Genomic DNA, 25,106 nt, shown 5'->3' on the forward strand with positions numbered 1-25,106 from the left:
TTGACACAATTTTACCAACTGGAATAATTCTTCCACTCGGAATAAATTGGATCCCGCATGTCGACGCCACAAGACCCGCCACAGAAAGCAGATCGTCAGGAAGACGGAACAATGCCGCGCAACCGGAACGGCGGAACGAAACGGCGCGTCCTGCTCGCGGTCGCCGTGCTCGCGGCCATCGGCGGCGCGGTGTGGCTCGGCCGCTGGTGGACGGTCGGCCGCTTCATCGAAAGCACCAACGACGCGTATCTGCAGGCGGACAGCATGACCGCCGCACCGAAGGTGGCCGGCTACGTGACCGACGTCTATGTGCGCGACAACCAGCCCGTGAAGGCCGGCGATCCGCTCGTGCGGCTCGACGTCCGCCAGTACCAGGTGGCGCTCGCGCAGGCGCTGGCGACCGTCGACGCCCGTCGCGCCGATATCGCGCGCGCCGAAGCCGACATCAGCCAGCAGCACGCGAACCTCGAGCAGGCCGACGCGCAGGCGAAGGTGTCGCGCATCAACGCGCAGCACGCGAGCGACGAGTACACGCGCTACGCACCGCTCGCGGCGACGGGCGCCGAAACGCACGAACGCGTGGCCGACCTGAAGAGCACGCGCGATCAGGCGGCGGCGACGCTCGCCGCGAACAACGCGTCGATCGCCGCCGCCCGCACGCAGATCGCGTCGTTCACCGCGCAGCTCCAGCAGGCACGCGCGCAGCTCGAGGCTGCGCAGGCCAGCGCCGCACAGGCGCAACTCGACCTCGACAACACGATCGTGCGCAGCACGCTCGCGGGCCGCGTCGGCGATCGCACGGTGCGCGTCGGGCAATACGTGCAGCCCGGCACGCGCCTGCTGACCGTCGTGCCGGTGGACTCGATCTATCTCGTCGCGAACTTCAAGGAAACGCAGATCGGCAACATGCGCATCGGCCAACCCGTCGAGCTGCATGTCGATGCGCTGCCGGACGGCCCGCTGTCCGGCGTCGTCGACAGCTTCGCGCCCGGCACCGGTGCGCAGTTCGCGCTGCTGCCGCCCGAGAACGCGACCGGCAACTTCACGAAGATCGTCCAGCGCGTGCCGGTGCGCATCCGTCTCGCCGCGAACGCCCGCGCGCAGCGCATGCTGTTGCCCGGGCTGTCGGTGACGGTCGACGTCGATACGCGCTCCGCCCGCGACGAGCAGCATCATGGCTGATACGCCCGCCACGATGCCCGCGCCGCCGCACGAAGGCCGCGCGAGTGTGACCGACTGGATCGCGGTCGCGGCCGGCGCGCTCGGCGCGCTGATGGCGACGCTCGACATCTCGATCACGAACTCCGCGCTGCCGCAGATCCAGGGCGAAATCGGCGCGACCGGCACCGAAGGCACGTGGATCTCGACCGGCTACCTGATGTCGGAAATCGTGATGATCCCGCTCGCCGCCTGGCTCACGCGCGTGTTCGGGTTGCGCAATTTCCTGCTGACGAACTCCGCGCTGTTCATCGCGTTCTCGATGATGTGCGGCTGGTCGCACTCGCTGCCGATGATGATCGCCGGCCGGATCGGCCAGGGCTTCACCGGCGGCGCGCTGATCCCGACCGCGCAGACCATCATCCGCACGCGCCTGCCGCTGTCGCAGTTGCCGGTCGGGATGACGCTGTTCGGCCTGATCGTGCTGCTCGGGCCGCTGTTCGGCCCGGTGCTGGGCGGCTGGCTCGCGGAAAACGTGAACTGGAGCTGGTGCTTCTTCCTGAACCTGCCCGTGTGCCTGCTGCTGATGGCGCTGCTGGTGTTCGGGCTGCCGTCGGACCGGCCGCACTGGAGTGCGTTCTTCAACGCGGACTGGCTCGGCATCTTCGGTCTCGCGATCGGCCTCAGCTCGCTGACCGTCGTGCTCGAGGAAGGCCAGCGCGAACGCTGGTTCGAATCGCAGATGATCGTCACGCTGAGCATCGTGTCGTTCGTCGGGATGGCCCTGATCGCGCTGTCGCAACGCTTCGCGAAGCGGCCGATCATGCGGCTGTCGTTGATGCGCAACCCGCGCTACGCGAGCGTGATCGTGATCGTATCCGCGGTCGGCGCCGGGCTGTACGGCGTGTCCTACCTGCTGCCGCAGTTCCTCGCGATCGTCGCCGGCTACAACGCGGAACAGGCCGGCGCGATCATGCTGCTGTCGGGGCTGCCGGCCTTTCTCGTGATGCCGATCCTGCCGCGCCTGCTCGGCAAGGTGGATTTCCGCATCCTCGTGATCACGGGGCTGCTGCTGTTCTGCCTGAGCTGCATGCTCGACATCAGCCTGACCGCGCAGAGCGTGGGCCATGATTTCGTGTGGTCGCAGCTGATTCGCGGTCTCGCGCAGATGCTCGCGATGATGCCGCTCAACCAGGCGTCGATGGCGGCCGTCGCGCGCGAAGACTCGGGCGATGCGGCCGGGCTCTACAACATGGCGCGCAACCTCGGCGGCTCGATCGGGCTCGCGATCATCGGCACCGTGATCGACCGGCGCACGACCTTCCATACGGCCGCGCTGCGCGAATCGGTGAGCGCGAACTCGCTGATCGGGCAGGATCGACTGTCGGCCTATACGGCCAACTGGTTCGCACACACCGGCGATCTCGCGTATTCGAACCTGCGCGCGCTCGGCCAGTTGGCGCAGCAGATCCAGATCCAGGCCATCGTGATGACCTACTCCGAAACCTTCTACCTGCTGGGCCTCGCGCTGCTCGCCTGCGTGCCGCTCGCGCTGCTGCTGAGAACGCCGCGCGGGCCGCAACCGATGTCGTCCGGCCATTGACCCGTCATACGCGATGAAACCCTTCTCCCTGCCCCGCCGCCCCGCGCTCACCCTGTGCGCGGCCGCATGCCTGCTCGCCGGCTGCACGGTCGGCCCCGACTACCGCGGCGCGCCCGCCGCGCCGGATGCGCCGACCTTCGTGCGTGCGCCGGCCACCGGCGTCGACACCGCCGCGCCCGCACCGAGCGCGTGGTGGCACGCGCTGAACGATCGCCAGCTCGACGAGCTGATCATCGCCGCACTCGTGTACAGCCCCGATCTGCACGCGGCGCAGGCCCGCCTGCGCGCGGCCCGCGCGCAGCTCTCGCAACAGCGCGCCGCGCAGATGCCGAAATCGTCGGCCACCGTCGCGGCCATCCGCATGCGGGAACCGGACGTCGGCGCGGCCGGCTCGCTGCTGCCGTCGAACGGCTCGGGCCAGTCGGGTGGCGCGTCGCCGTCGCTCGGCGGCTCGGGGCCGCTGCAACTCTATTCGGCAGGCTTCGACGCGACCTGGGAAATCGACCTTTTCGGCGGCACGCGCCGCGCGGTCGAAGCCGCGTCCGCGCAGGCCGCAGCGGTCGATGCCGATCTCGCCGACACGCAGGTGTCGATCGCGGCCGAAGTCGCGAATGCGTATGTCGACCTGCGCGACCAGCAGCAACGGCTGGCGTTGTCGCGACGCACCGCGCAATTGCAGCAGCAGATGCTCGACCTCACGCAGCAGCGCCGCGCACGCGGCGTCGCGGCCGATACGGACATCGAGCGCCTGACGACGCAGGTCGAGAACACGCGCGCGTCGCTGATCCCGCTCGATGCGCAGGTCACCGAGTCGCTCGACCGGCTCGCGATCCTGACGGGCCGCGCGCCGGGCGCGCTCGACGCCGCGCTGTCGACCGCGGACGCGGCCTTGCCGACGCTGCCCGCCAGCGTCGCGATCGGCGATCCGGCCACGCTGCTGAAACAGCGCCCCGATATTCGCGCGGCCGAGCGCCGGCTCGCGTCGAGCAATGCGCAGATCGGCGAGCATGTCGCCGACTATTTCCCGAAGGTGACGTTGCTCGGCGATCTCGGTTTCAGCGCGACCGACCCCGGCCACCTGTTCCGCAAGCAGAATTTCACGTGGGTCGGCGCGCCGTACCTGCAATGGAACATTCTCGACTTCGGACGCACGCGCGGCGCGGTGCGCGCGGCCGAAGCGTCGCGCGACGAGGCGGAAGCGAATTATCAGAAGGCCGTGCTCGGTGCATTGCAGGATGCCAACACCGCGTTGCAGCGTTACGGGCATCAGCGCGAGCACGTCGTCGCGTTGACGAAGGTGCAGACGTCGGCCGTGCATTCGCGCACGCTGATGGACCAGCGCTATCGCGCGGGCGTCGCGTCGATGATCGACCTGCTCGACACGCAACGGGAAGCGTTGTCCGCGCAGCAGAACGTGATCGCCGGGCAAGCCGAACTGATCAAGAATTACGTGTCGGTGCAGAAGAGCCTCGGGCTCGGATGGCAGGCAAGCGCCGGTTGACGGCGCCGACGCAAATCATGCACGACCGATGCATCATGCTCGTCGAAACAATTCCGCAACAACTCATTGCGCGCGCAACAATACTGCTTCGTTTCCCGCGCAACGAACGGTTCGCGCCGCATCGACGCCACGACTATCGAAAACATATCGAATATCAATTAGCCAATCGTCTGACGATCTCTTCTAATTCAGTCGGCTTCCCCACCACCGATCGGATTCAAGGAGTTCCATCGTCATGTCCTCATCTTCCCCTCGCGTGCTGCGGCACGCAGTCGCCGCAATCTGCGTGGCACTCTCCGCTTCGCCGTACGCCGCCGAACTCACGCGCGACACCGGCGCGCCCGTCGGCGACAACCAGAATTCGCAGACGGCCGGCCCCGCCGGCCCGGTGCTGCTGCAAGACTCCGCGCTCATCGAGAAGCTGCAGCGCTTCGATCGCGAGCGCATTCCGGAGCGCGTCGTGCATGCGCGCGGCACCGGTGCATTCGGCGAGTTCGTGCCGAGCGCCGACATCTCCGACCTGACGAAAGCGAAAGTCTTCACGCCGGGCACCCGCACGCCGGTGTTCGTGCGCTTCTCCACCGTGATGGGCTATCGCGGCTCGCCCGAACAAGCGCGCGACCCGCGCGGCTTCGCGGTGAAGTTCTATACGCAGCAGGGCAACTGGGACATGGTCGGCATCAACTGGCCGGTGTTCTTCATTCGCGACGGCATCAAGTTCCCCGACTTCGTGCATGCGAACAAACCGAGCGCCGTGACCGGCGTGCAGGACCCGAACCTCGCGTTCGACTTCTTCGCGCACACGCCCGAAGCGACCCACATGCTGACGAGGCTGTACACGGACGAGGGCATGCCCGATTCGTATCGCCACATGGACGGCTTCGCGGTGCATGCGTTCAAGTTCGTCAATGCGCAAGGCGACGTGCATTACGTGAAGTTCCACTGGAAGAGCCGGCAAGGCGTGCACGGCCTGCGTCCGCAAGAGATCGCCGCATCGATCGGCCGCGACTGGAACATGATGACGAACGACCTGTACGGCGCGCTGAAACAGGGCGATTTCCCGAAGTGGGACCTGTACGTGCAGGTGCTCACACCGAAGGACCTGAACCGCTTCGACTTCAACGCGCTCGACGACACGAAGGTCTGGACCGGCGTGCCTGAACGCAAGATCGGCACGATGACGCTCAATCGCGTGCCCGACAACTACTTCCAGTCGACCGAGGAATCGGCGTTCGCGCCGTCGCGGCTCGTGCCGGGGATCGAGCCGTCCGAGGACCGGATGCTGCAGGACCGCCTGTTCGCGTACGCCGACACGCAGATGTACCGGCTCGGCGCGAACTACATGGATCTGCCGATCAATCGCCCCGTCGTGCCGGTGGTCAACAACAACCAGGACGGCAAGATGAATGCGGGCGACCGCAAGGGCGAGGTGAACTACGAACCGTCGACGCTGAACGAACTCGCGCAGGACCCGCAGTACAAATCGGTCCGCATGGCGCTCGACGGCACGACGCAGCAGGAAGCGATCCGCAAGAAGCTGCCGTTCCGTCAGGCGGGCGAGTACTACCGCAGCCTGTCGCAGCAGGACAAGGACGACCTCGTCACCGCGCTGTCCGGCGACCTCGGCCAGGTGAAGAACGCGCAGAACCAGTACGCGATGCTGTCGTACTTCTACAAGGCCGACGCCGATTACGGTACGCGTCTCGCGCAGGCCGTTCACGCGAACGTCCAGCAAGTGCAGTCGCTCGCGGCGAAGCTGAGCGACAACTGATCCTCGCGGCTCGGGCCGTTGCCGACGTGTGCGCTCGCGCCGCGCACGTCGGCCCGGCCACTTCATCAGGACACCCTCATGCGATTCGAACGCTTCCCCCACGCGATCCGCGCGGCCGCGGCGGCGCTCGCGCTGGCCGCGCTCGCCGGCTGCGCGCACCTGCCCGACCGGCCAACCTACGGCAAGGCCGACCCTGCCGCGCTACGCCGCTATGACGACGACTGGTTCGACGCCGCGCGCGTCGGCCGCGTCGACATCCTGCGCGCGTTGCACGACGCCGGCTATCCGGTCGACGCCACCGACGGCCACGGCTATACGGCCGTGATCCTCGCGGCATACGACGGCCAGCCCGCGGCGCTCGACTACCTTTTATCGGCCGGCGCCAATGCGTGCACGGGCGATCGTCACGGCAATACGGCGCTGATGGGCGCCCTCTTCAAGAATGAACCCGACATCGCGCGGCGCCTGATCGACACGCACTGCCCGATCGACCAGACGAACGGCGCCGGCGAAACCGCGCTGGGGTTCGCGACGCTGTTCAACCGCTTCGAGCTGATTCCGCTGCTCGTCGCGCATGGCGCGAATCCGAACCATGTCGACCGGCGCGGCCAGTCGTTGCTTCAACTCGCGCTGACGCACGACAACGCGTATGCCGTGGACGCACTGCGGGAGGCGGGCGCCAAACGGTAGCGCGACTACGAATCAACCGTCTGAACAATGCGGATGCACCGTGCTATCGTGCCATGGGTTTCATCGCACGGAGACAGGAAAATGCTGAATCGCTTCGCCATTGTTCTGGTTGCCGCCGGCGTGGCAACCAGTCTCGCGGCAACCGCCGCGAGCCCCCAACCGGACAGCGCCAATTCGTATCGCCAGTTGCGCACACGGCTCTTTGCCGGCGTGACGGTCACCGCGATCTTTTCGCCGAACCAGTGCCAGAACGCGCAGCAGACAGGCACCCAGGCAGCGGCGCCCACCGTGTCGGGCGGCTTCGCGATACGCGACTTCATGGAAGTCAGCGGCAATACGCTCGCGTTCGCCAACCAGCACCTCACCGTCCAGCCAAGCGGCGCGACCGTCCTCGAGCTGATCCAGTACCGCGTGATGCAGGATGAAAGCGCGACGGTGACGGTCCGCTCGCTGTCACCGACCACGTACCAGCCGGTCGCGCCCGCGCAGGTTTTCCAGTGCACGCTCGGCGGCGGCCTTCGTTTCGCCTACGCGTGGCGAGATCGCGACTGACGCAAGGACTTCGTAGTGGACGCCGGCATCCGCGCCGAAACATCAGGACGACTACGAAATTGGGTTGACGTACGGAACAGGCAAACCGTCCCGTGCGTCGCTCGTGCAGGGCTCGGATTCAGAAAAACTCGTCGAGCAGACGATAGAAAGCGATCCGCTCCGGATCGGGACGTTCGATCCCGTACCGCACGAAGAAAGGCGCGACCCATTCGCTGCCCAGGTCCGCTTCGATATCGCGCGATGCCAGCGCCAGATCCTGATAGCGATCGGCCACGCCCAGGCGCCCGCAATCGATGAAGCCGGAGAAGCGGCCGTCGTCGACCATGAAGTTCGGCAGACACGCGTCGCCGTGCGTGACGACCCCGTCCTCGATCGCCGGCCGTTGCGCCAGTAACCTCGCGAACATCGTGTCGAGCGGCATGCCCGTATTCGCATCATCGAGGTTGTCCTCGTCGACGAGCCCTGCGTCGATCCGTGCCCGGGCGCGCGCGATTCGACGCGCCGCGCCGTGATCGAACGGGCATGTGGCCGGATCGAGCCGATGCAGCGCACGCAGCGCGTCGGCGACGATCGTCACTTTCGTCTCCGGCGCAAGTGACGCGACGGCGAGGTTGTCGCCGCGCACCGCGCTCAGCAGCAGCCACTCGCGCCCCGCCGCCGACGCGACGTCGAGCACCCGCGCGCCCGGCACGCCCGTCGTCGCCAGCCAGCGCAGCCGCACCGCCTCGTCCGGCAATTCGCCGAGCGGCCCCGCCGGCTCGGTTTTGACGAACCGGCGCGAGCCGTCGCGCGCATCGAGCCGGAACACCGCGGCATCCGACTGGCCGTCCGTCTGTCGCGTCCATCGGCAGCCGGCCAGCCTGGCCTGCCACGTCGTAGGCATGTCGTTGATGAGCGGGTCGTTATCGGTCACGGCGAACTCGATCCTCGTTGACGGGGCCGGCACGCAAAGTGTCGGCAACACCGCGCGCATGATACCGCGCCGCCCGATTCATCAGACCATTTCCACCCTCGCCGACGCCCTCGTTTCGTCTCCTATCGCCGGCTCCATCGAATCTCCATCTTTCCGCATCAAAGACGCCAACTAATCCACGCACACTCCGCCCCGTCAAAGCAGGCAGTGGGCTGCCTGCGCTTCCTGGAGTCGCTATGAAGAACCAAAAACGATGCTGCTACGGCGCCGTATGCGCGCTGGTGGCGGCAATGCTGGCGGGTTGCGGGCCGTCCGAACAGCCGGCCGCCGCGCCGGCCACCCCGGTGGCGGCCATGACCGTGGCCGCCACGCGCGTCGACGTGACGGAGGACCTGCCGGGCCGCGTCGCGGCCGTGCGGGTCGCCGAGATCCGGCCGCAGGTGAGCGGCATCGTGCAACGCCGGCTGTTCGAACAAGGCACCGAAGTGCGCGTGGGCCAGCCGCTGTTCCAGATCAATCCGGCGCCGTTCAAGGCCGAGATGGACACGGCCGCCGCGTCGCTGCAGCGCGCGCAGGCGGCGCTCGAACGCGCGAAGGTGCAGACCGCGCGCTTCAAGCCGCTCGTCGAGGCCGATGCGATCAGCCGCCAGATGTACGACGACGCCGTCTCGCAACGCGACCAGACCGCGGCCGACGTCGCGCAGGCCCGCGCGACGCTCGCGCGCCGCCAGCTCGACCTGAAGTTCGCGACGGTGGAAGCGCCGATCGCCGGCCGCATCGACCAGGCGCTCGTGACCGAAGGCGCGCTGGTATCGAGCAGCGACAGCCAACCGATGGCGCGCGTCCAGCAGATCGACCAGGTCTACGTGGACGTGCGTCAACCGGCCGCGTCGCTCGACGCGCTGCGCGGCGCGCTTGCCGCTCAACCGCAAGCGTCGGACAGCAACGGCCTGCCGGTCGACGTGCTGCGCGACGACGACACGCGCTACGACGTCAAGGGCCGCATGCTGTTCTCGGGCGTCAACGTCGATCCGGGCACCGGCGACGTGCTGCTGCGCGTGCTGGTCGACAACCCGAAACGACAGCTGCTGCCGGGCATGTACGTGCGTGCCCGCATTCCGCGCGCGCACTACGCCAACGCCGTGATGGTGCCGCAACAGGCGATCGTGCGCGCCGGCGGCAAGCCGCAGGTGTGGGTGCTCGACGCAAAGGGTACGGCTCACCTGAAGGCGGTCGAGGTCGGCGAACTGACGAACCGCAGCTATCGCATCAAGTCGGGCCTGCAGGCCGGCCAGAAGATCGTCGTCGAAGGCATGGAACGCCTGACCGACGGCGCGCCGGCCGCCGCAACCGACTGGAAGTCGCCTGACGCGGCCGCCATCGCGTCCGCGCACTGAGTCACGAGGAGCCTCCAGCCATGGCTGAATTCTTTATCCGCCGCCCGGTGTTTGCGTGGGTGATCGCGCTCTTCATCATCCTGACCGGGCTGATCGCGATCCCGCAACTGCCGGTCGCGCGCTACCCGTCGGTCGCGCCGCCGTCCGTCACGATCACCGCGAACTACCCGGGCGCCACGCCGCAGACGATGAACGACGGCGTGCTGAGCCTCATCGAGCGCCAATTGTCCGGCGTCAAGAACCTGCTGTACTTCGAATCGTCGGCCGACACGTCCGGCAGCGCGCAGATCACCGTCACGTTCAAGCCGGGCACCAATCCGGAGATGGCGCAGGTCGACGTGCAGAACAAGATCAAGTCGGTCGAGCCGCGCCTGCCCGCCGCCGTGCGCCAGAACGGGCTGATCGTCGAATCCGCGTCGTCCGGCTTCCTGATGATCGTCAGCCTGCGCTCGGACAACGGTCGCTTCGACGAAGGCGCGCTCGCCGACTACATGGCGCGCAGCGTGTCCGAGGAACTGCGGCGCATCGACGGCGTCGGCCGTGTGCTGCAGTTCGGCTCCGAACGCGCGATGCGCATCTGGGTCGATCCGCAGAAGCTGATCAATTTCGGCCTGTCGATGAGCGATCTGACGACCGCGATCGGCCAGCAGAACGTGCAGATCGCACCGGGCAGCCTCGGTGCGCTGCCCGCGCTGCCGGGCCAGCGCGTGACCGTGCCGCTCACCGCGCAAGGTCAGCTCGCGACGTCGGAAGAATTCGCGAAGGTCGTGCTGCGCGCGAACGCGGACGGCTCGAAGGTCGTGCTCGGCGACGTCGCCCGCGTCGAACTCGGCTCGCAAAACTACACGTTCGTGAGCCGCGAGAACAACAAGCCGGCCACTCTCGCCGGCGTGCAGCTCGCGCCGGGCGCCAACGCGGTGAAGACGGCGGACGCGATCCGCGCGCGCATGGCGGAACTGAGCAAGTCGATGCCGTCGGGCATGAGCTACTCGATCCCGCTCGACACGTCGCCGTTCGTGAAGATCTCGATCGAGAAAGTGCTGCACACGCTGCTCGAAGCGATGGTGCTCGTGTTCCTCGTGATGTACCTGTTCCTGCAGAACGTGCGCTATACGCTGATCCCGGCCATCGTCGCGCCGGTCGCGATGCTCGGCACGTTCACGGTGATGCTGCTGACCGGCTTCTCGATCAACGTGCTGACGATGTTCGGCATGGTGCTCGCGATCGGCATCATCGTCGACGATGCGATCGTCGTCGTCGAGAACGTCGAACGCCTGATGGCCGAGGAAGGACTGTCGCCGAAGGACGCGACGTCGAAGGCGATGAAGGAGATCACCGGCGCGATCGTCGGCGTCACGCTGGTGCTGACCGCGGTATTCCTGCCGATGGCGATGGCGAGCGGCTCGGTCGGCGTGATCTACAAGCAGTTCACGCTGTCGATGGCCGTGTCGATCCTGTTCTCCGCGCTGCTGGCGCTGACGCTCACGCCGGCCCTGTGCGCGACGATGCTCAAGCCGCTCGCACCGGGCCATCACGAGAAGCGCGGCTTCTTCGGCTGGTTCAACCGCCGCTTCGACCGCCTGACGAAATGGTACGAGACGCGCGTCGGCCGCCTGGTCGGTCGCACGGGCCGCGTGATGCTGGTGTTCGTCGCGATTTCGGGCGCACTGGTGCTCGGTTTCCGCAGCCTGCCGTCGTCGTTCCTGCCGGACGAAGACCAGGGCTACTTCATCACCAGCTTTCTGCTGCCCGCGGACGCTACCGCCGAGCGTACGCACGACGTGGTCAAAACGCTGGAGAAGCATCTTGCTTCACGTCCGGCAATCCAGTCGAGCATTTCCGTGATCGGCTACGGCTTCTCGGGCCAGGGTCCGAACGCGGCGATCAACTGGTCCGTGATGAAGGACTGGAAGAACCGCGGCGGCGCATCGACCCTCGAGGAAGGCATGCTCGCGCAGCAAGCGATGGCCGGCGTGACCGAAGGCACGGTGATGAGCCTGCTGCCGCCGGCCATCGACGAACTCGGCAACAGCTCGGGCTTCTCGATGCGCCTGGAAGACCGCGCCAACCAGGGCACGGCGGCGCTCAAGGCGGCCGAAGCGAAGCTGCTCGAACTCGCCGCGCAAAGCAAGGTCGTGACCGGCGTGTACCCCGACAGTCTGCCGGCCGGCACGAGCATTCGCCTCGAGATCGACCGCGCGAAGGCGCAGGCGCTCGGCGTGTCGTTCACGACGCTCAGCGACACGCTGTCGACCGCGATGGGATCGACCTACGTGAACGACTTCCCGAACGCGGGCCGCATGCAGCAGGTGATCATCCAGGCCGACGCGCCGGCACGCATGCAGATCGACAACGTGATGAAGCTGTACGTGCGCAACGCGGCCGGCGGCATGGTGCCGCTGTCCGAGGTGGTGCGCCCCGTGTGGACCGACACGCCGCTGCAGATGGTGCGCTTCAAGGGCTATCCGTCCGCGCGCATTTCCGGCAACGCGGCGCCCGGCCAGTCGAGCGGCGCGGCGATGGCCGAGATGGAACGGCTCGCCGCGCAACTGCCGCCGGGCTTCGCGGTCGAGTGGACCGGCCAGTCGCTGCAGGAACGCCAGTCGGCGTCGCAGGCGCCGATGCTGATGGTGCTGTCGATGATCGTCGTGTTCCTGGTGCTCGCCGCGCTGTACGAAAGCTGGTCGATCCCGCTGTCGGTGATGCTGGTGGTGCCGCTCGGCCTGATCGGCGCGATCGGTGCGGTGCTGCTGCGCGGGATGCCGAACGACGTGTTCTTCAAGGTCGGGATGATCACCGTGATCGGCCTGTCCGCGAAGAACGCGATCCTGATCGTCGAGTTCGCGAAGCAGTTGCGCGAGGAAGGCAGGGGGTTGATCGAAGCGGCCGTGCAGGCGTCGAAGCTGCGCCTGCGCCCGATCCTGATGACCTCGCTCGCGTTCGGCCTCGGCGTCGTGCCGCTGATGATCGCGACCGGCGCCAGCGCCGAGACGCAGCACGCGATCGGCACCGGCGTGTTCGGCGGCATGGTGACCGCCACGGTACTGGCCATTTTCTTCGTCCCTGTTTTCTTTGTGTTCGTGATGAGTATCCAGGAGCGCATCGGCGCATGGCGGGCGTCCCGCACGCAGCCGGCCACCCCGACTCACGGACAGGAAGGTTGATGCCATGCGATTGCTTGTTCTTCCCCTCGTCCTCGCACTGTCGGCCTGCTCGCTCGCGCCGACGCTGGTCAAACCGTCGATGCCGGTGCCGACGGCCTACACGGCCGCCGCTGCCGCCGATCTCGACGCGAACGCCGCCGACCTCGGCTGGCGCACGATGTTCGGCGATCGCCGCCTGCAACGCCTGATCGAGCTCGCGCTCGAGAACAACCGCGACCTGCGCGTGGCGGCGCTGAACGTGGAAGCCGCCGAAGCGCAGTACGGCATCCAGCGTTCCGCGCGCCTGCCGTCGATCGGCGCCGGCGCGAACTTCACGCGCCAGCGTACGTCGGACGACACGCAGTCGAATCCGCCGCTGTTCGGCGCGACGCAGAACCAGTACGGCGTCAACGTCGGCATCAGCGCGTTCGAGATCGACCTGTTCGGCCGCGTGAAATCGCAGTCGGATGCCGCGTTCGCGCGCTACGTCGCGACCGACCACGGCCGCCGCGCGGTGCAGATCTCGCTCGTCGGCGGCGTGGCGGATGCGTACTTCGCCGAGCGCCTCGCGCACGAGCAACGCCAGTTGTCCGAGCGCACGCTCGCCGACTGGCGGCAGTCGCTCGATCTCGCGCGCCGCCTGAAGGAAGCGCACCAGGCGAGCGGTGTCGACATCGCGCAGGCCGAAGGCCAGGTCGCGAGCGCGACGGCCGATCTCGAAGCGCGCACGCGCGCCGTCGAGCAGGCACGCAATGCCCTGCGCCTGCTGGTCGGCACCGAGCTGCCGAAGGATCTGCCCGAGCCGCTGCCGCTTCAGCAGCAACCGGTGATGACGCAACTGCCGGCCGGCCTGCCGTCCGAGCTGCTGTTCCGTCGGCCGGATATCCGGCAGGCCGAACAGAACCTCGTCGCCGCGAATGCGGACATCGGCGCCGCGCGCGCCGCATTCTTCCCGCGCCTGTCGCTGACGTCGTCGATCGGCTTCCTCAGCCCCGCGATGGGCAGTCTGTTCGACGGCGGCCAGCGCGTGTGGAGCTTCGCGCCGCAGGTCACGGTGCCGATCTTCCAGGGCGGCCGGCTGCGCGCCGAGCTGCGCCTCGCGGAAGTGCGCAAGTCCAGCGCGGTCGCCGAATACGAACGCGCGATCCAGGCCGCGTTCCGCGAAGTGGCCGACGGCATCGCCGGGCGCGAAACCTTCGGCCGCCAGATCGACGCGCAAACGCGCGTGGTCGGCTCGGCCGAACGCCGCACCGACCTGTCGAACCTGCGCTATCGCGCGGGCGTCGAGGGACGGCTGGAGTTGCTCGACTCGCAGCGGCAGCTCTATGCGGCCCGACAGGCGCTGCTGGACCTGCGTCGCAGCGAGCTCGGCAATGCCGTCGCGCTGTACAAGGCGCTCGGCGGCGGCCTGACGGACAAGGACGTCGCACCGTCGCAGCGCGTGGTGCGGAACTGAGCGAACGGCGCCGTTCCGTCCCGCGCGGCAGCGTGACGGAACGGCGCGATCCGGCCCGGCGATGGGCCGCCCCGATGGTTCGACATCGCACGGCACACTCCATGACGAATTCCCTGATACTGATTGCAGAAGACGAGCCCGACATCTCGGACATTCTCGATGCCTACCTGAAGCACGACGGCTTTCGCACCTATCGCGTCGCCGACGGGCAAGCGGTGCTCGACATGCAACCGCACCTGAAACCCGACCTGATCCTGCTCGACGTGAAGATGCCGCGGAAGAACGGCTGGGACGTACTCGCCGAGCTGCGACGGCGCGACAACACGCCCATCGTCGTCGTCACCGCGTTCGATCGCGATCTCGACCGGCTGCAGGCGCTGCACGCCGGCGCGGACGACTACATCGTCAAGCCGTTCAACCCGGCCGAGGTCGTCGCGCGATTGCGCGCGATCCTGCGCCGGTCGGCCGCGCCGCCGACCATGCGCATGCTGCGCGTCGGCGACCTCGAGATCGACACCGACAGCTATCTGGCCCGCGTGCGCACGGCCGGCACCGAGGTGCCGATCACGCTGACGCTGACGGAGTTCCGGCTGCTCGCGCACATGGCGAGATCGCCGAGCCGCGTGTTCACGCGCGGCGAGTTGCTCGATGCGTGCATGGCCGACGTCAGTGCGCTGGAGCGCACGGTCGACAGCCACATCTGCAGGCTGCGCAAGAAGCTCGAACAGGCCGGCGCGCCGGGCATGCCCGAGGTGATGCGCGGCGTCGGCTACCGACTGCGGGGCGTGCAGTGACGCTGCCGGCAAGACCCGGCCGGCACATCGGGCGGGCGATCGGCACGGGCGCGCTCGTCGTCGTGCTGCTCGCCTGCACCGTCGCGTGCTTCGTCTACGCCGTGCCTACGCTGGCCGCGTTGCCGCACGACGCGACCGCCGGCGCGATGATCCGCAGTGCGTCCCCTTACCTGGTGCCGGCGACGGTGCTGTTCGTCTGCCTGCTGGCCGCGGCATTCGACCTGGTCAGGTCGATCCGCCGGATGCTCGCGACGCTCGACGCCATGGCGGATACCGCCGGCCGGATCGTCGCCGGCGATCCGTCGGCGTGCATCATTTCCTGCGACGGCTGCCCGGCCGACCTGGCTCGCTTCATCGAGCACTTCAATGCGATGACTCATGCAATGAAACGTACGAATCCATCCGATGCGACGGTCACCGTCGCCAGCAGCAGTCGCGTCACGCGCACCCGGCTCGCCGAACTCGAAACCCGGCTCGACGCCATCAGGACGCTCGCCACCGATGCGGATGCTGCGTCGCGCGACGCGCTGCTTCAGCATGTCGACGCGCTGTTCCGGTTCGTCGACGACCTTCAGTTGGCCGAACGAGAGGCCGCGGCCATTCGAGTATTTCCTCGATAACGGCCGGCCGTTTCCAAACACATCGGAAATGATCGGCGAGTCGTTTTCGGCATTACCTGCATCGCGGGTTTTGAACATTACAAAACACCACCAATCTTTTCAAAATCATTTCGGTTTATTCGATTTAATTTAGTTTCATATAATCAAAAAAAGTTTGACATCGCGCTTTCGTTCTTGATACCGTCCGATGCAAGCAATCCGACGGATTGCCTGCCACGCAAACGATTCCGCTCCACGTTTTTTCGCTTCCGCTGCACCGAAGTACGCGCCGTCGAATAATTCGTTCGCACGCCGGCGCGTGCCGCATCCCGATGCATTTCACTGGACGGCTGCCACCGGCAGCGGGCCGAAGGATCGAATCAAATGAGCAGGACAACGAAGCTGTTGCTCTAGCAACCCCGCCCGCGCCGGATCCGGCGCGACTGCCCCGCCTCGCGGCGCAGCCTTTCCGTTACCGCGTTTTCCGTATTTCGCCCCCGGAGACAAACCGCTTTCCGGATCGGGCGAAAGGCCCTGTCGCGTCCGTGCCATCCGCCCGCATGCGGCAGAAAGCGGCGGTGCATGACCCGCACCGCTGTCGACCGTTGTTGTTGGTGCCGTTCGATGTTCAACCGGAGGGGTAATTCAAATGAATCAGGTTGCAAACAAGAAACACAAGCACATTCGCCTCGTCAAACTCGCATTCGCCGCCGCGGCAGCCGCTTCGTTCGGCATGGCGACCGCCCATGCCGCGCCCGCGGCCGGCTGGACGGAAACGCGTACCAAGGGCTTCCTGCCGCTCGTGCAGCAAAACGAAGCCGGTACGGCCGGCGCGCCCGCCGCCAGCACCGCCGCCGCTGCCGCCGCGGCCATCGACATGGCGCCGGGCGAATCGGTGGACATCGTGCTCGGGCTGAACCTGCGCAACGAAGCCCAGCTCGACCAGTACCTGCGCGACCTGCATACGCCGGGCTCGCCGCACTACCGGCAGTTCCTCACGCCCGCGCAATTCGCCGCGCAATATGCGCCGACCGACCAGCAGGTCGCCTCCGTCGTCGCCCATCTGCGCAAGGCGGGCTTCGTGAACATCGTGGTCGCGCCGAACCGGCTGCTGGTCTCCGCGTCCGGCACCGCGGCAACCGTCCAGTCCGCGTTCCGCACCACCCTCAAGCGCTTCACGCGCAACGGCCGCAGCGTCTATGCGAACACCGACGCCGCGCAAGTGCCGAACGCGATCGGCAACATCGTCGGCGCGGTGCTGGGCCTGCAGAACGTCGAGTTGATGCATACGGGCGCGGGCAGCAAGCCGCAAGGCAACACCAGCAACCTGACGATCCCCGCCGGCGCGTCGGCGGTGCCGCACAACCCGACCGAGTTCTCGTCGATCTACGGCGGCGACGGCACGCCGACGGCGTCGCAAACCACGGTCGGCATCATCTCCGAAGGCGATCTGTCGCAGACGGTGAGCGACCTCAATACGTTCGCCGCGAACAACGGCCTCGGCACGATCAGCAGCAGCATCGTGAAGACGGGCCCGTCCGGCAGCTCGTACACCGACACCGACGGCACCGTCGAATGGAACCTCGACAGCCAGTCGATCGTCGGCACGGCCGGCGGCAGCGTGAAGCAGGTCGTGTTCTACACCGCGCCGTCGATGACGCTCACCGCGATCACGGCCGCGTACAACAAGGCCGTGACCGACAACGTCGCGAAGGTGATCAACGTGTCGCTCGGCGTGTGCGAATCGTCCGCGTACAGCACCGGCTCGCAGGCGACCGACGACACCATCTTCAAGCAGGCGGTCGCGCAAGGGCAGACCTTCTCCGTTTCCGCCGGCGACCACGGCGCGTACGAATGCGCGAGCGGCACGCCGTCGCGCTCGACCTACACGGTGAGCGAGCCGGCCACGTCGCCGTACGTGATCGCGGTAGGCGGCACGACGCTGTTCACCAACACGTCGACCAACGCGTACAACAGCGAAATCGTGTGGAACGACCCGAGCTGGCAGCCGGGCACCGTGTGGTCGACGGGCGGCGGATACAGCAAGTACGAAGCCGCGCCGACGTGGCAGTCGTCGACCCTCACCGGTTCGACCAAGCGCGCGCTGCCCGACGTCGGCTTCGACGCCGACCTGCGCACCGGTGCGATTCTCGTCGTGAACGGCCAGACGTCCGACACGCTGTGGGGGTCGGGCTACCTGAACAACGAAGGCGGCACGAGCCTCGCCGCACCGATCTTCACGGGCATCTGGGCGCGGCTGCAGTCGGCCAACAACAATGCGCTCGGGTTCCCCGCGTCGAGCATCTACAAGTACTTCCCGACCAACGCGGCGCTGCTGCACGACGTCACGTCCGGCAACAACGGCAGCGGCACTTACGGCTACAAGGCGAAGGCCGGCTGGGATGCGACGACGGGCTTCGGCAGCGTGAACATCTCGAAGCTGAACGCGTTCATCCAGAGCACGTCGGATTTCGCGCGTTGACGGGTCGTTGACCGAACCGGTTGCGTGAGCAGGCGCGCGACGTCTCTCACGCAACCGCGTCCGGCTACCCGCGAAGGCTGCGAAGCCGTCGCGGGTTTTCCGCATGCCGCGCCGTCTCGCCGCTCCGATGCAAGCCTCGCCGTGCCGCTCAATCGGCCCAGTTCCGGACGTAGTCCGGCACCGCCACGTTGCCGTCCGCATGGACCGGTGCGCCGCGTGTCGTCTTCAGCGGCAGGATCCCGGCCCAGACCGCCAGCCCGAGATCCTCGTCCTTGTCGGACGGCAGCGAATCGCTGATTTTCACGGCCGCTTCCGCCATCGAAATCCGCAGCACGCGGGTCGCGTCGAGTTCCTTCGAATTGCCCGGCCGCGCTTCATGCTTGCGGCCCGGCGCGATCTTGTCCATCAACGCATCCAGCGCGGCGCGCTTTTCCGCACTGCTGTCGATCACGTCGAACTGCCCGTAGATCACCGCGGATCGATAATTCATCGAATGGTTGAAGGCCGAGCGGGCCAGCACGAGGCCGTCCAGCAGCGTCATCGCGACACAAGCCTGCGCGCCGGCCGACAGTGCCTTGATCATCCGGCTGCCGTTGGAGCCGTGGATATAGAGCGCGTCGCCCCTTCTCCAGTGCGCGGTCGGGATGCAGTGCGTGTTCTGCCCGTCGCCGAACGCGATGTGACAGACGTACGCGTCGTCCACGATGTGGTGGAGCATCGTGCGATCGTGGCTCGCCAGTTCGGGCAGGCGACGAATGGTCGTACGCGAGGTGGAAGAGAGTGTGGTCTGGTCGTTCATATATCTGTACTGCGAAATTAATCGTATCGGCATCGTGCCGACTCCATGCCCGAGGCGCGATCGGGCCGCCCGTCGACAGTCGCCGGCCGAATCGAGCAAAATACGCGCGTACCGCAAGTCGCGCCGTCACTCAAAATCCGCGTGTACCGGCCTGCCCCGCGAGAACGTGAACGATACGATGCGCGCGGCGTCTTCGAAAGAACCAGCACAAGGAAAATTTCTGGAACCAGCCCATGGATCTCGCGCTGCTCATCTCGTCGCTTGCCGGACAGGACGGCGCGACCACGCATAGTCGGCAGGAAGCCCTCTACCGGAGCCTGCGCAGCATGCTGCTGGACGGACACCTGCCGCCCGGCACGCGGCTCGCGTCGACGCGCGTGCTCGCGGCCGAGCTGGGCATCGCGCGCAATTCCGCGGTCTATGCGTACGAGCGCCTGGCCGAGGAAGGCTTCGTGGCCGCCACGCGCAACGGCACGATCACGCGATGGGACGGCCGCACCGACCCGAGCGCCGGTCATGAAGACGGCTCCGCACCGGTCCGCCTGTCGGCGCGCGTGCACGGGCTGGAAAATGCCGATCCCGAGCCCGAGCGCATGCTGCCGTTCGTTCCCGGCCTGCCGTCGCTCGACGAATTTCCGGTTGCCCAGTGGCGTCGTTGCATCGAGCGCGCATGGAAGACCATCACGCCGGCCCGGCTCGCGTACGGGCCGGTCGAAGGACTGCCCGAGCTTCGACGCGCGGTGGCCGCGTACATTCGCGTCTCGCGCGGCGTGCGCTGCGACACGGGCCAGGTATTCATCACCGACGGCACGCAGAGCAGCCTCGAACTGTGCGCGCGCATGCTCGCGAATCCCGGCGAAAACGGCTGGCTCGAGAACCCGTGCTACAACGGCGCGAGGACCGCGTTCCGCTCGACCGGCCTGAATCTCGTGCCGATCGAGGTCGATCGCGACGGCATGGCGCCGACCGACGAGCAGTGGCGCACTCACCCGCCCCGGCTGATCTATGCGACGCCGTCGCACCAGTACCCGCTCGGCGCGCTGATGAGCCCCGGGCGGCGCACGGCGCTCGTCGAGCGCGCCCGCGCCTGCGGCGCGTGGATCATCGAGGACGACTACGACAGCGAATTCCGTCACGGCGGCCAGCCGCTGCCCGCGATCCAGGGCCTGCATGCCGACGCGCCGGTGTGCTATCTCGGCACGTTCAGCAAGACGATGTTTCCGGCCCTTCGGCTCGGCTTCATGGTGGTGCCGCCGGTACTGGTCGACCGCTTCACGAGAACGCTGCGCGAACTGGTCCATCGCGGCCATTCGGCCGACCAGCTGGCGATGGCCGAATTCATCGATACCGGCCTCTTTGCGCGGCACCTGCGGAAGATGCGGGCGCGCTACGCGGACCGGCGCAGCTGCCTCGAAGCGGCACTCGCGCGCCATCTCGGCACGTCGCTGAGCGTGCGGGAAAGCCCGGGCGGCATGCATCTCTCCGCGGATCTCGCCGCGCCGCTGCACGATACCGACGTCGCGCGGGCAGCAGCCGCGGAAGGCTTGCTGCTGCAACCGCTGAGCAGCTACTGCATCGGCGACGGCCGCCGATACAACGGCTTCGTGCTCGGCTATTCAGGGCTGAGCGACGCGACGATCGAGACAGCGGCGATGCAGTTCGCGGCCGTCATCGACCGGCACCGCCGCGCGCGGCGCTGAATGTCGCTCACAGTTGCGATTCGATCGGGAACAGCCCGAGAAACCACACTTCCATCCGCCGCGCGGCGGACACCTCCGGCTCATGATCGATCTCGGTGACCTTCCCGCCATCGGTCTGAATCCACTTCAGTCGCCCTTTGCCGGCCGGATCGGTTCTCGGCTCGACACGCCAGGCGATCTGGTCGAGTCGCCCTTCCAGGTCGTTGGCGACCTGCGATGCAATCGCCGGGCTCTCGCAGTAAACGCCGATTTCCGTATTGAGGTTCAACGAGCGCGGATCGAGATTCATCGACCCGATGAAGATGCTCTTGTGATCGAACACGTAGGTCTTCGCATGCAGCGACGCGCGCGACGAGCCGATGATGACCTGCTTCGAAATGCTCTTGTCGCCCGATGGCCGGCGCTCGTAAAGCCGCACGCCCGCATTCACCAGATCGCTTCGATAGCGCCGGTAGCCGGCATGCACGGCCGCCACGTCGGTCGACGCGAGCGAATTGGTCAGCACCGTCACGCGCACGCCGCGCGCCGTCAGCGCGCGCAGCCGCTCGACGACGTCCTTGCCCGGCACGAAATACGGCGACACGATCAGCAGGTCGTGCTGCGGCTGCAACGCGAGCGCACGCAACTGCGGCATCAGATGCCCGTCGCTGTCCTTTGGCGCGTGCGCGATCTTCGACGGATCGTCGTACAGCACCGTCGCATGCCCCCACGACAGCTCCGTGCCCTGCCCGTGGACGATCCGGTCGAGCCGCTGCCGGGCTTCCAGCACGTACGGATTGTCCTCCATGGCCCGCAGGTAGTCGCGCAGCCGTTCGCGCTCGCGGTCGAGCCCGCCTGGCGCCGCATCGTGGCCGACCAGCGTATCGACCGGATACGCGTACGGCGAATTCCAGAACGTGTCGAATTCGGTCGAGATGTCCTTCACGACCGGGCCGTGAACCACGACGTCGAGATCGCCGAATTCCAGCATCGACGACGCGCCGAAGTACTCGTCGCCGATATTGCGGCCGCCGACGATCGCCGCCTGGTTGTCCGCGATCATCGCCTTGTTGTGCATGCGCCGGTTGACGCGCGAAAACTCGAATACCGTGCCGAGCTTCTTGAACCGGCGCGTGGCCACCGGATTGAACAGCCGGATCTCGATGTTCGGATGCGCGCTGATCTCGAGCAGCTTGCGGTCGTCCGCGTTGGTGCCGAGATCGTCGAGCAGCGCGCGCACGCGCACGCCGCGATCGGCCGCGCGGATGACCGCATCGGCCAGTTCGTGGCCGGTCAGGTCGTCGTGCCAGATGTAGTACTGAAGGTCCAGCGAGCGGTCGGCGCGATCGGCGAGCAACACGCGGGCGTCCAGCGCATCGACCGGATCGGTCAGCAAATGAAATGCGTCCTGCCCGGGATGCGTACCGGCCTGCTGCCGGAACGCGGCGCCGAGCCGCGTATCGTCCGTATCGGTGAATGCATGGGTCGGCGCGCGATCGGCCTGCGGCGGAAGACTGGCGCACGCGACGAGCGCCAGCGACGAGAGAATCGCACCCCACGAACGCAGCATGGTCATGATGGCCGCCCCTCACGGTCGGGCAAAGTTGGTTGGTGTTTGTTCTCGCTGCCCGATCGCGCGCGGCGCGGGTCGGCGGTCGCGCGCTCGACGGGAATCCGGTCGTGCGCGGCGGTCGCGCCACAGCATACTTCGATTGATAGCGGGACGGCACGCCCTCCGTGTTTCCCCGGTGGCGGCGATACGACATGCGGCGCCGACGTGCACCCGTTCAACGCGTTCGACACATTCGGACCGCACACAAAGAAAAACCCGCGACGCATGATGCCATCGCGGGTTTTACGACGTTCCGCGATCGCTCGAGGAACGTAATCTGGTGGGCCCCCCGGGAGTCGAACCCGGCACCAACGAATTATGAGTTCGCTGCTCTAACCAAGCATGAGCTAGGGGCCCAGACGAGAAGCGCGGCGTGCTACACGCCACCCCGACAACGAAGCCGGGCCGGCATTGTAACAACAAAGACGACAGAGGGAACGAACGCCACCGGCATCATGCGGATACCGGCGGCGTTCGTAACGGAGACGCTGGAAATCAGTTCCCTTCGAGGAACGACTTCAGCTTGTCGGAACGGCTCGGGTGACGCAGCTTGCGCAGCGCCTTGGCTTCGATCTGACGGATCCGCTCGCGCGTGACGTCGAACTGCTTGCCGACTTCCTCGAGCGTGTGATCGGTGCTCATCTCGATACCGAAACGCATCCGCAGCACCTTCGCCTCGCGCGGCGTCAGCGAATCGAGCACGTCCTTCACGACGTCGCGCATGCTGGCATGCAGCGCGGCATCCGCCGGCGCGACCGTGTTGGTGTCCTCGATGAAGTCGCCGAGATGGGAATCGTCGTCGTCACCGATCGGCGTTTCCATCGAGATCGGCTCCTTCGCGATCTTCATGATCTTGCGGATCTTGTCTTCCGGCATCTCCATCTTCTCGGCGAGCGTTGCCGGATCCGGCTCGAGACCGGTTTCCTGCAGGATCTGCCGCGAGATGCGGTTCATCTTGTTGATCGTTTCGATCATGTGAACCGGAATACGGATCGTGCGCGCCTGGTCCGCGATCGAGCGCGTGATGGCCTGACGGATCCACCACGTCGCATAGGTCGAGAACTTGTAGCCGCGACGGTATTCGAACTTGTCCACCGCCTTCATCAGGCCGATGTTGCCTTCCTGGATCAGGTCGAGGAACTGCAGGCCGCGGTTCGTGTACTTCTTCGCGATCGAGATCACGAGACGCAGGTTGGCCTCGGTCATTTCGCGCTTCGCCTGACGTGCCTTCAGTTCGCCGGCCGCCATCTGACGGTTGGTTTCCTTCAGGTCCTTCAGCGGCAGCACGACGCGCGCCTGCAGGTCGAGCAGGCGTTGCTGCTGTTCGCGGATCGCCGGGACGTTACGCGACAGCACCGCGCTGTACGAATGGCCTTCCGCGGTGATCTTCTCGGCCCAGTCGAGATCCGTCTCGTTGCCCGGGAAGCGCGCGATGAATTCCGAGCGCGGCATGCCGCACTTGTCGACGACGATGTGCAAGATCTGACGCTCGACCTGACGCACTTCGTCCACCTGCGCACGCAGCGTGTCGCACAGGCGTTCGACGGTACGCGCGGTGAAGCGGATCGTCATCAGCTCGCTCTGGATCGTTTCCTGCGCCTTCAGGTAGGCCTTCGACTTGTAGCCTTCCTTCTCGAATGCGCGGCGCATCTTGTCGAACCACTCGCTGATCTGCGAGAACTTCTCGAGCGACGCGCGCTTGAGGGCTTCGAGCTGGGCGGCGTTCGCCGATGCCTGCGCGGCACCGTCGTCTTCCTCCTCTTCCTCTTCTTCCTCTTCCTCTTCGGCTTCCTCGTCCTCGTTCTCGATCGCTTCCGCTTCCTTCGCGGAGAAACCGTCCGTATCGGCGGCGTCCGCAGCATTCGGATCGAGCAGGCCGTCGACGAGCTCGTCGACGCGGATCTCTTCGTTCGCGACGCGTTCGGCCATCGCGAGGATGTCGGCGATCGTCGTCGGGCACGCGGAGATGGCCATCACCATGTGGCGCAGGCCGTCCTCGATCCGCTTCGCGATCTCGATTTCGCCTTCGCGCGTGAGCAGCTCGACCGTGCCCATCTCGCGCATGTACATCCGGACCGGATCGGTCGTACGGCCGAATTCCGAATCGACGGTGGACAGCGCGACTTCGGCTTCCTCTTCGACTTCATCGTCCGACGACGCGGCGGGCGCGTTGTCGTTCAGGAGCAGCGTTTCCGCGTCCGGCGCCTGCTCGTAAACCGCCACGCCCATGTCGTTGAACGTGCCGATGATGCCCTCGAGGGCTTCGGTCTCGGTGAAGTTGTCCGGCAGGTGGTCGTTGATTTCGGCGTACGTCAGGAAGCCACGCTCCTTGCCGAGCTTGATCAGCGCGCGCAGTTTCACGCGGCGCTCTTCGAGCTCCTCGGCCGTGCCCGGCGTGCTCGTCGCGAACGCTTCCTTCAGCAGCGCCTTTTCCTTGGCGCGACGATCGCGCACCTTGGATTTGCCCGGTGCAGCCGCGGCTGCGGGCTGCTCGTCGCTCTGATTTGCGTCGTCTTCGACGGATACTTCGTTCAGCTTTTTGGTCATGGAGTTCGCCGTACCGGCTATATCGACTCGCGGCTGCTGGACGACAGCCGGTTGAACCGTGGGTGCATGAGTAGTACGTACTGCCGTTTCGTCCGCGTCGGCAGTCGTGTCCCTTGCGCTTTTCGCACTTGCCCGCTTCGCCGCCGGCTTGGCCGGCCCGGAGTCGGGTCTGGCGGCAGCCCGTGTTCTGGCTGCCGGCGCCGGCGCAGCCTGAGCAGTGCCGGCCGCGGTTTTCTTTCCTGCAGGGGCTGACGTGGCTGAAGACGTTGTCCTGGTGGAAGAAGCAGACTTGGCCGCTGTGACCTTCTTGGTCGGCTCCGTCGAGCCCTTGCCTGTTGCTTTCTTTCCGCCTGTCGTCTTTGCCATCGCGATTCTCGCCTCTGCTTAGAAAACAAACCGCTGGAAACCTT

General features: G+C 66.7%; 17 protein-coding genes and 1 tRNA gene. 13 read left to right on the plus strand and 5 right to left on the minus strand.

Annotated elements, in window-relative coordinates:
• Positions 1-57: 57 nt before the first annotated feature.
• From DTA15_RS25635 to DTA15_RS25660, 6 genes are all read left to right on the plus strand, one after another.
• Entirely contained in the window at positions 58-1,182 is a 1,125-nt protein-coding gene (locus tag DTA15_RS25635) for an HlyD family secretion protein (RefSeq protein WP_012493197.1), read from the plus strand.
• A complete protein-coding gene (locus tag DTA15_RS25640) occupies positions 1,175-2,761 on the plus strand; it encodes an MDR family MFS transporter (protein WP_006484782.1) in 1,587 nt (528 codons plus the stop codon). Before DTA15_RS25635 ends, DTA15_RS25640 begins: the two co-directional genes overlap by 8 nt.
• 13 nt (positions 2,762-2,774) lie before the next feature.
• Entirely contained in the window at positions 2,775-4,262 is a 1,488-nt protein-coding gene (locus DTA15_RS25645) for an efflux transporter outer membrane subunit (protein WP_006493575.1), read from the plus strand.
• A gap of 235 nt (positions 4,263-4,497) precedes the next feature.
• Complete coding sequence (locus DTA15_RS25650) at positions 4,498-6,033, plus strand: catalase (RefSeq protein ID WP_006483787.1); 1,536 nt, start codon at positions 4,498-4,500, stop codon at positions 6,031-6,033.
• A 78-nt stretch (positions 6,034-6,111) separates the two neighbouring features.
• Positions 6,112-6,723, plus strand: a complete 612-nt coding sequence (locus DTA15_RS25655; RefSeq protein ID WP_006483790.1) for an ankyrin repeat domain-containing protein — start codon at positions 6,112-6,114, stop codon at positions 6,721-6,723.
• Positions 6,724-6,804: 81 nt separating this feature from the next.
• Entirely contained in the window at positions 6,805-7,275 is a 471-nt protein-coding gene (locus DTA15_RS25660; protein WP_006483791.1) for a VirK family protein, read from the plus strand.
• Positions 7,276-7,393: 118 nt separating this feature from the next.
• Here DTA15_RS25660 and DTA15_RS25665 read toward each other — a convergent pair whose 3' ends face one another.
• Positions 7,394-8,188, minus strand: coding sequence for an APH(3')-II family aminoglycoside O-phosphotransferase (locus DTA15_RS25665; RefSeq protein WP_012493196.1), 795 nt, complete (start codon positions 8,186-8,188; stop codon positions 7,394-7,396).
• 236 nt (positions 8,189-8,424) lie between these two features.
• Between DTA15_RS25665 and DTA15_RS25670 the strand changes: the two genes are divergently transcribed.
• The 6 genes from DTA15_RS25670 (at position 8,425) to DTA15_RS25700 (ending at position 18,059) form a co-directional block, all read left to right on the plus strand.
• Entirely contained in the window at positions 8,425-9,585 is a 1,161-nt protein-coding gene (locus tag DTA15_RS25670; protein ID WP_006489047.1) for an efflux RND transporter periplasmic adaptor subunit, read from the plus strand.
• A gap of 20 nt (positions 9,586-9,605) precedes the next feature.
• Positions 9,606-12,749: a multidrug efflux RND transporter permease subunit gene (locus DTA15_RS25675; RefSeq protein ID WP_006489059.1), complete on the plus strand. Its 3,144-nt coding sequence runs from the start codon at positions 9,606-9,608 to the stop codon at positions 12,747-12,749.
• A gap of 4 nt (positions 12,750-12,753) precedes the next feature.
• Complete coding sequence (locus DTA15_RS25680) at positions 12,754-14,184, plus strand: efflux transporter outer membrane subunit (protein ID WP_006489053.1); 1,431 nt, start codon at positions 12,754-12,756, stop codon at positions 14,182-14,184.
• A 101-nt stretch (positions 14,185-14,285) separates the two neighbouring features.
• Entirely contained in the window at positions 14,286-14,978 is a 693-nt protein-coding gene (locus DTA15_RS25685; protein WP_006489056.1) for a response regulator, read from the plus strand.
• Positions 14,975-15,598 carry a hypothetical protein gene (locus tag DTA15_RS25690; protein ID WP_006489051.1) on the plus strand — a complete coding sequence of 208 codons (624 nt, stop codon included), beginning with the start codon at positions 14,975-14,977 and terminating at the stop codon, positions 15,596-15,598. The genes DTA15_RS25685 and DTA15_RS25690 overlap by 4 nt, the downstream gene beginning before the upstream one ends.
• 628 nt (positions 15,599-16,226) lie before the next feature.
• The gene (locus DTA15_RS25700; protein WP_006489048.1) at positions 16,227-18,059 is read left to right on the plus strand and encodes a S53 family peptidase; all 1,833 of its coding nucleotides are present in this window, start codon (positions 16,227-16,229) and stop codon (positions 18,057-18,059) included.
• A 148-nt stretch (positions 18,060-18,207) separates the two neighbouring features.
• Here the strand turns inward: DTA15_RS25700 and DTA15_RS25705 are convergent, their stop codons facing one another.
• The gene (locus DTA15_RS25705) at positions 18,208-18,858 is read right to left on the minus strand and encodes a pyridoxamine 5'-phosphate oxidase family protein (protein ID WP_006489063.1); all 651 of its coding nucleotides are present in this window, start codon (positions 18,856-18,858) and stop codon (positions 18,208-18,210) included.
• Between the two features lie 233 nt (positions 18,859-19,091).
• Here DTA15_RS25705 and pdxR point away from each other — a divergent pair, with 233 nt between their 5' ends.
• The gene (gene pdxR, locus DTA15_RS25715) at positions 19,092-20,558 is read left to right on the plus strand and encodes a MocR-like pyridoxine biosynthesis transcription factor PdxR (protein WP_006489060.1); all 1,467 of its coding nucleotides are present in this window, start codon (positions 19,092-19,094) and stop codon (positions 20,556-20,558) included.
• 7 nt (positions 20,559-20,565) lie between these two features.
• On the opposite strand, the gene DTA15_RS25720 is transcribed toward pdxR, so the two are convergent.
• From DTA15_RS25720 to rpoD, 3 genes are all read right to left on the minus strand, one after another.
• Positions 20,566-22,113 carry a phospholipase D family protein gene (locus DTA15_RS25720; RefSeq protein WP_006489062.1) on the minus strand — a complete coding sequence of 516 codons (1,548 nt, stop codon included), beginning with the start codon at positions 22,111-22,113 and terminating at the stop codon, positions 20,566-20,568.
• A gap of 314 nt (positions 22,114-22,427) precedes the next feature.
• Positions 22,428-22,506: transfer RNA gene (locus DTA15_RS25730), tRNA-Ile, on the minus strand.
• A gap of 138 nt (positions 22,507-22,644) precedes the next feature.
• Complete coding sequence (gene rpoD, locus DTA15_RS25735) at positions 22,645-25,062, minus strand: RNA polymerase sigma factor RpoD (protein WP_077020949.1); 2,418 nt, start codon at positions 25,060-25,062, stop codon at positions 22,645-22,647.
• Positions 25,063-25,106: the final 44 nt, after the last annotated feature.

This window comes from Burkholderia cenocepacia (assembly GCF_900446215.1).
GTDB lineage: Bacteria > Pseudomonadota > Gammaproteobacteria > Burkholderiales > Burkholderiaceae > Burkholderia > Burkholderia cenocepacia.

What these genes read in the sequence shown, in the direction of transcription:
- rpoD (WP_077020949.1), bottom strand. Translation starts at nt 25,062, where the DNA reads ATGGCAAAGACGACAGGCGGAAAGAAAGCAACAGGCAAGGGCTCGACG.
- DTA15_RS25645 (WP_006493575.1), top strand. Translation starts at nt 2,775, where the DNA reads ATGAAACCCTTCTCCCTGCCCCGCCGCCCCGCGCTCACCCTGTGCGCG.
- DTA15_RS25655 (WP_006483790.1), top strand. Translation starts at nt 6,112, where the DNA reads ATGCGATTCGAACGCTTCCCCCACGCGATCCGCGCGGCCGCGGCGGCG.
- DTA15_RS25660 (WP_006483791.1), top strand. Translation starts at nt 6,805, where the DNA reads ATGCTGAATCGCTTCGCCATTGTTCTGGTTGCCGCCGGCGTGGCAACC.
- DTA15_RS25670 (WP_006489047.1), top strand. Translation starts at nt 8,425, where the DNA reads ATGAAGAACCAAAAACGATGCTGCTACGGCGCCGTATGCGCGCTGGTG.
- DTA15_RS25705 (WP_006489063.1), bottom strand. Translation starts at nt 18,858, where the DNA reads ATGAACGACCAGACCACACTCTCTTCCACCTCGCGTACGACCATTCGT.
- DTA15_RS25640 (WP_006484782.1), top strand. Translation starts at nt 1,175, where the DNA reads ATGGCTGATACGCCCGCCACGATGCCCGCGCCGCCGCACGAAGGCCGC.
- DTA15_RS25720 (WP_006489062.1), bottom strand. Translation starts at nt 22,113, where the DNA reads ATGACCATGCTGCGTTCGTGGGGTGCGATTCTCTCGTCGCTGGCGCTC.
- DTA15_RS25700 (WP_006489048.1), top strand. Translation starts at nt 16,227, where the DNA reads ATGAATCAGGTTGCAAACAAGAAACACAAGCACATTCGCCTCGTCAAA.
- DTA15_RS25685 (WP_006489056.1), top strand. Translation starts at nt 14,286, where the DNA reads ATGACGAATTCCCTGATACTGATTGCAGAAGACGAGCCCGACATCTCG.
- DTA15_RS25650 (WP_006483787.1), top strand. Translation starts at nt 4,498, where the DNA reads ATGTCCTCATCTTCCCCTCGCGTGCTGCGGCACGCAGTCGCCGCAATC.
- DTA15_RS25680 (WP_006489053.1), top strand. Translation starts at nt 12,754, where the DNA reads ATGCGATTGCTTGTTCTTCCCCTCGTCCTCGCACTGTCGGCCTGCTCG.
- DTA15_RS25675 (WP_006489059.1), top strand. Translation starts at nt 9,606, where the DNA reads ATGGCTGAATTCTTTATCCGCCGCCCGGTGTTTGCGTGGGTGATCGCG.
- DTA15_RS25635 (WP_012493197.1), top strand. Translation starts at nt 58, where the DNA reads ATGTCGACGCCACAAGACCCGCCACAGAAAGCAGATCGTCAGGAAGAC.
- pdxR (WP_006489060.1), top strand. Translation starts at nt 19,092, where the DNA reads ATGGATCTCGCGCTGCTCATCTCGTCGCTTGCCGGACAGGACGGCGCG.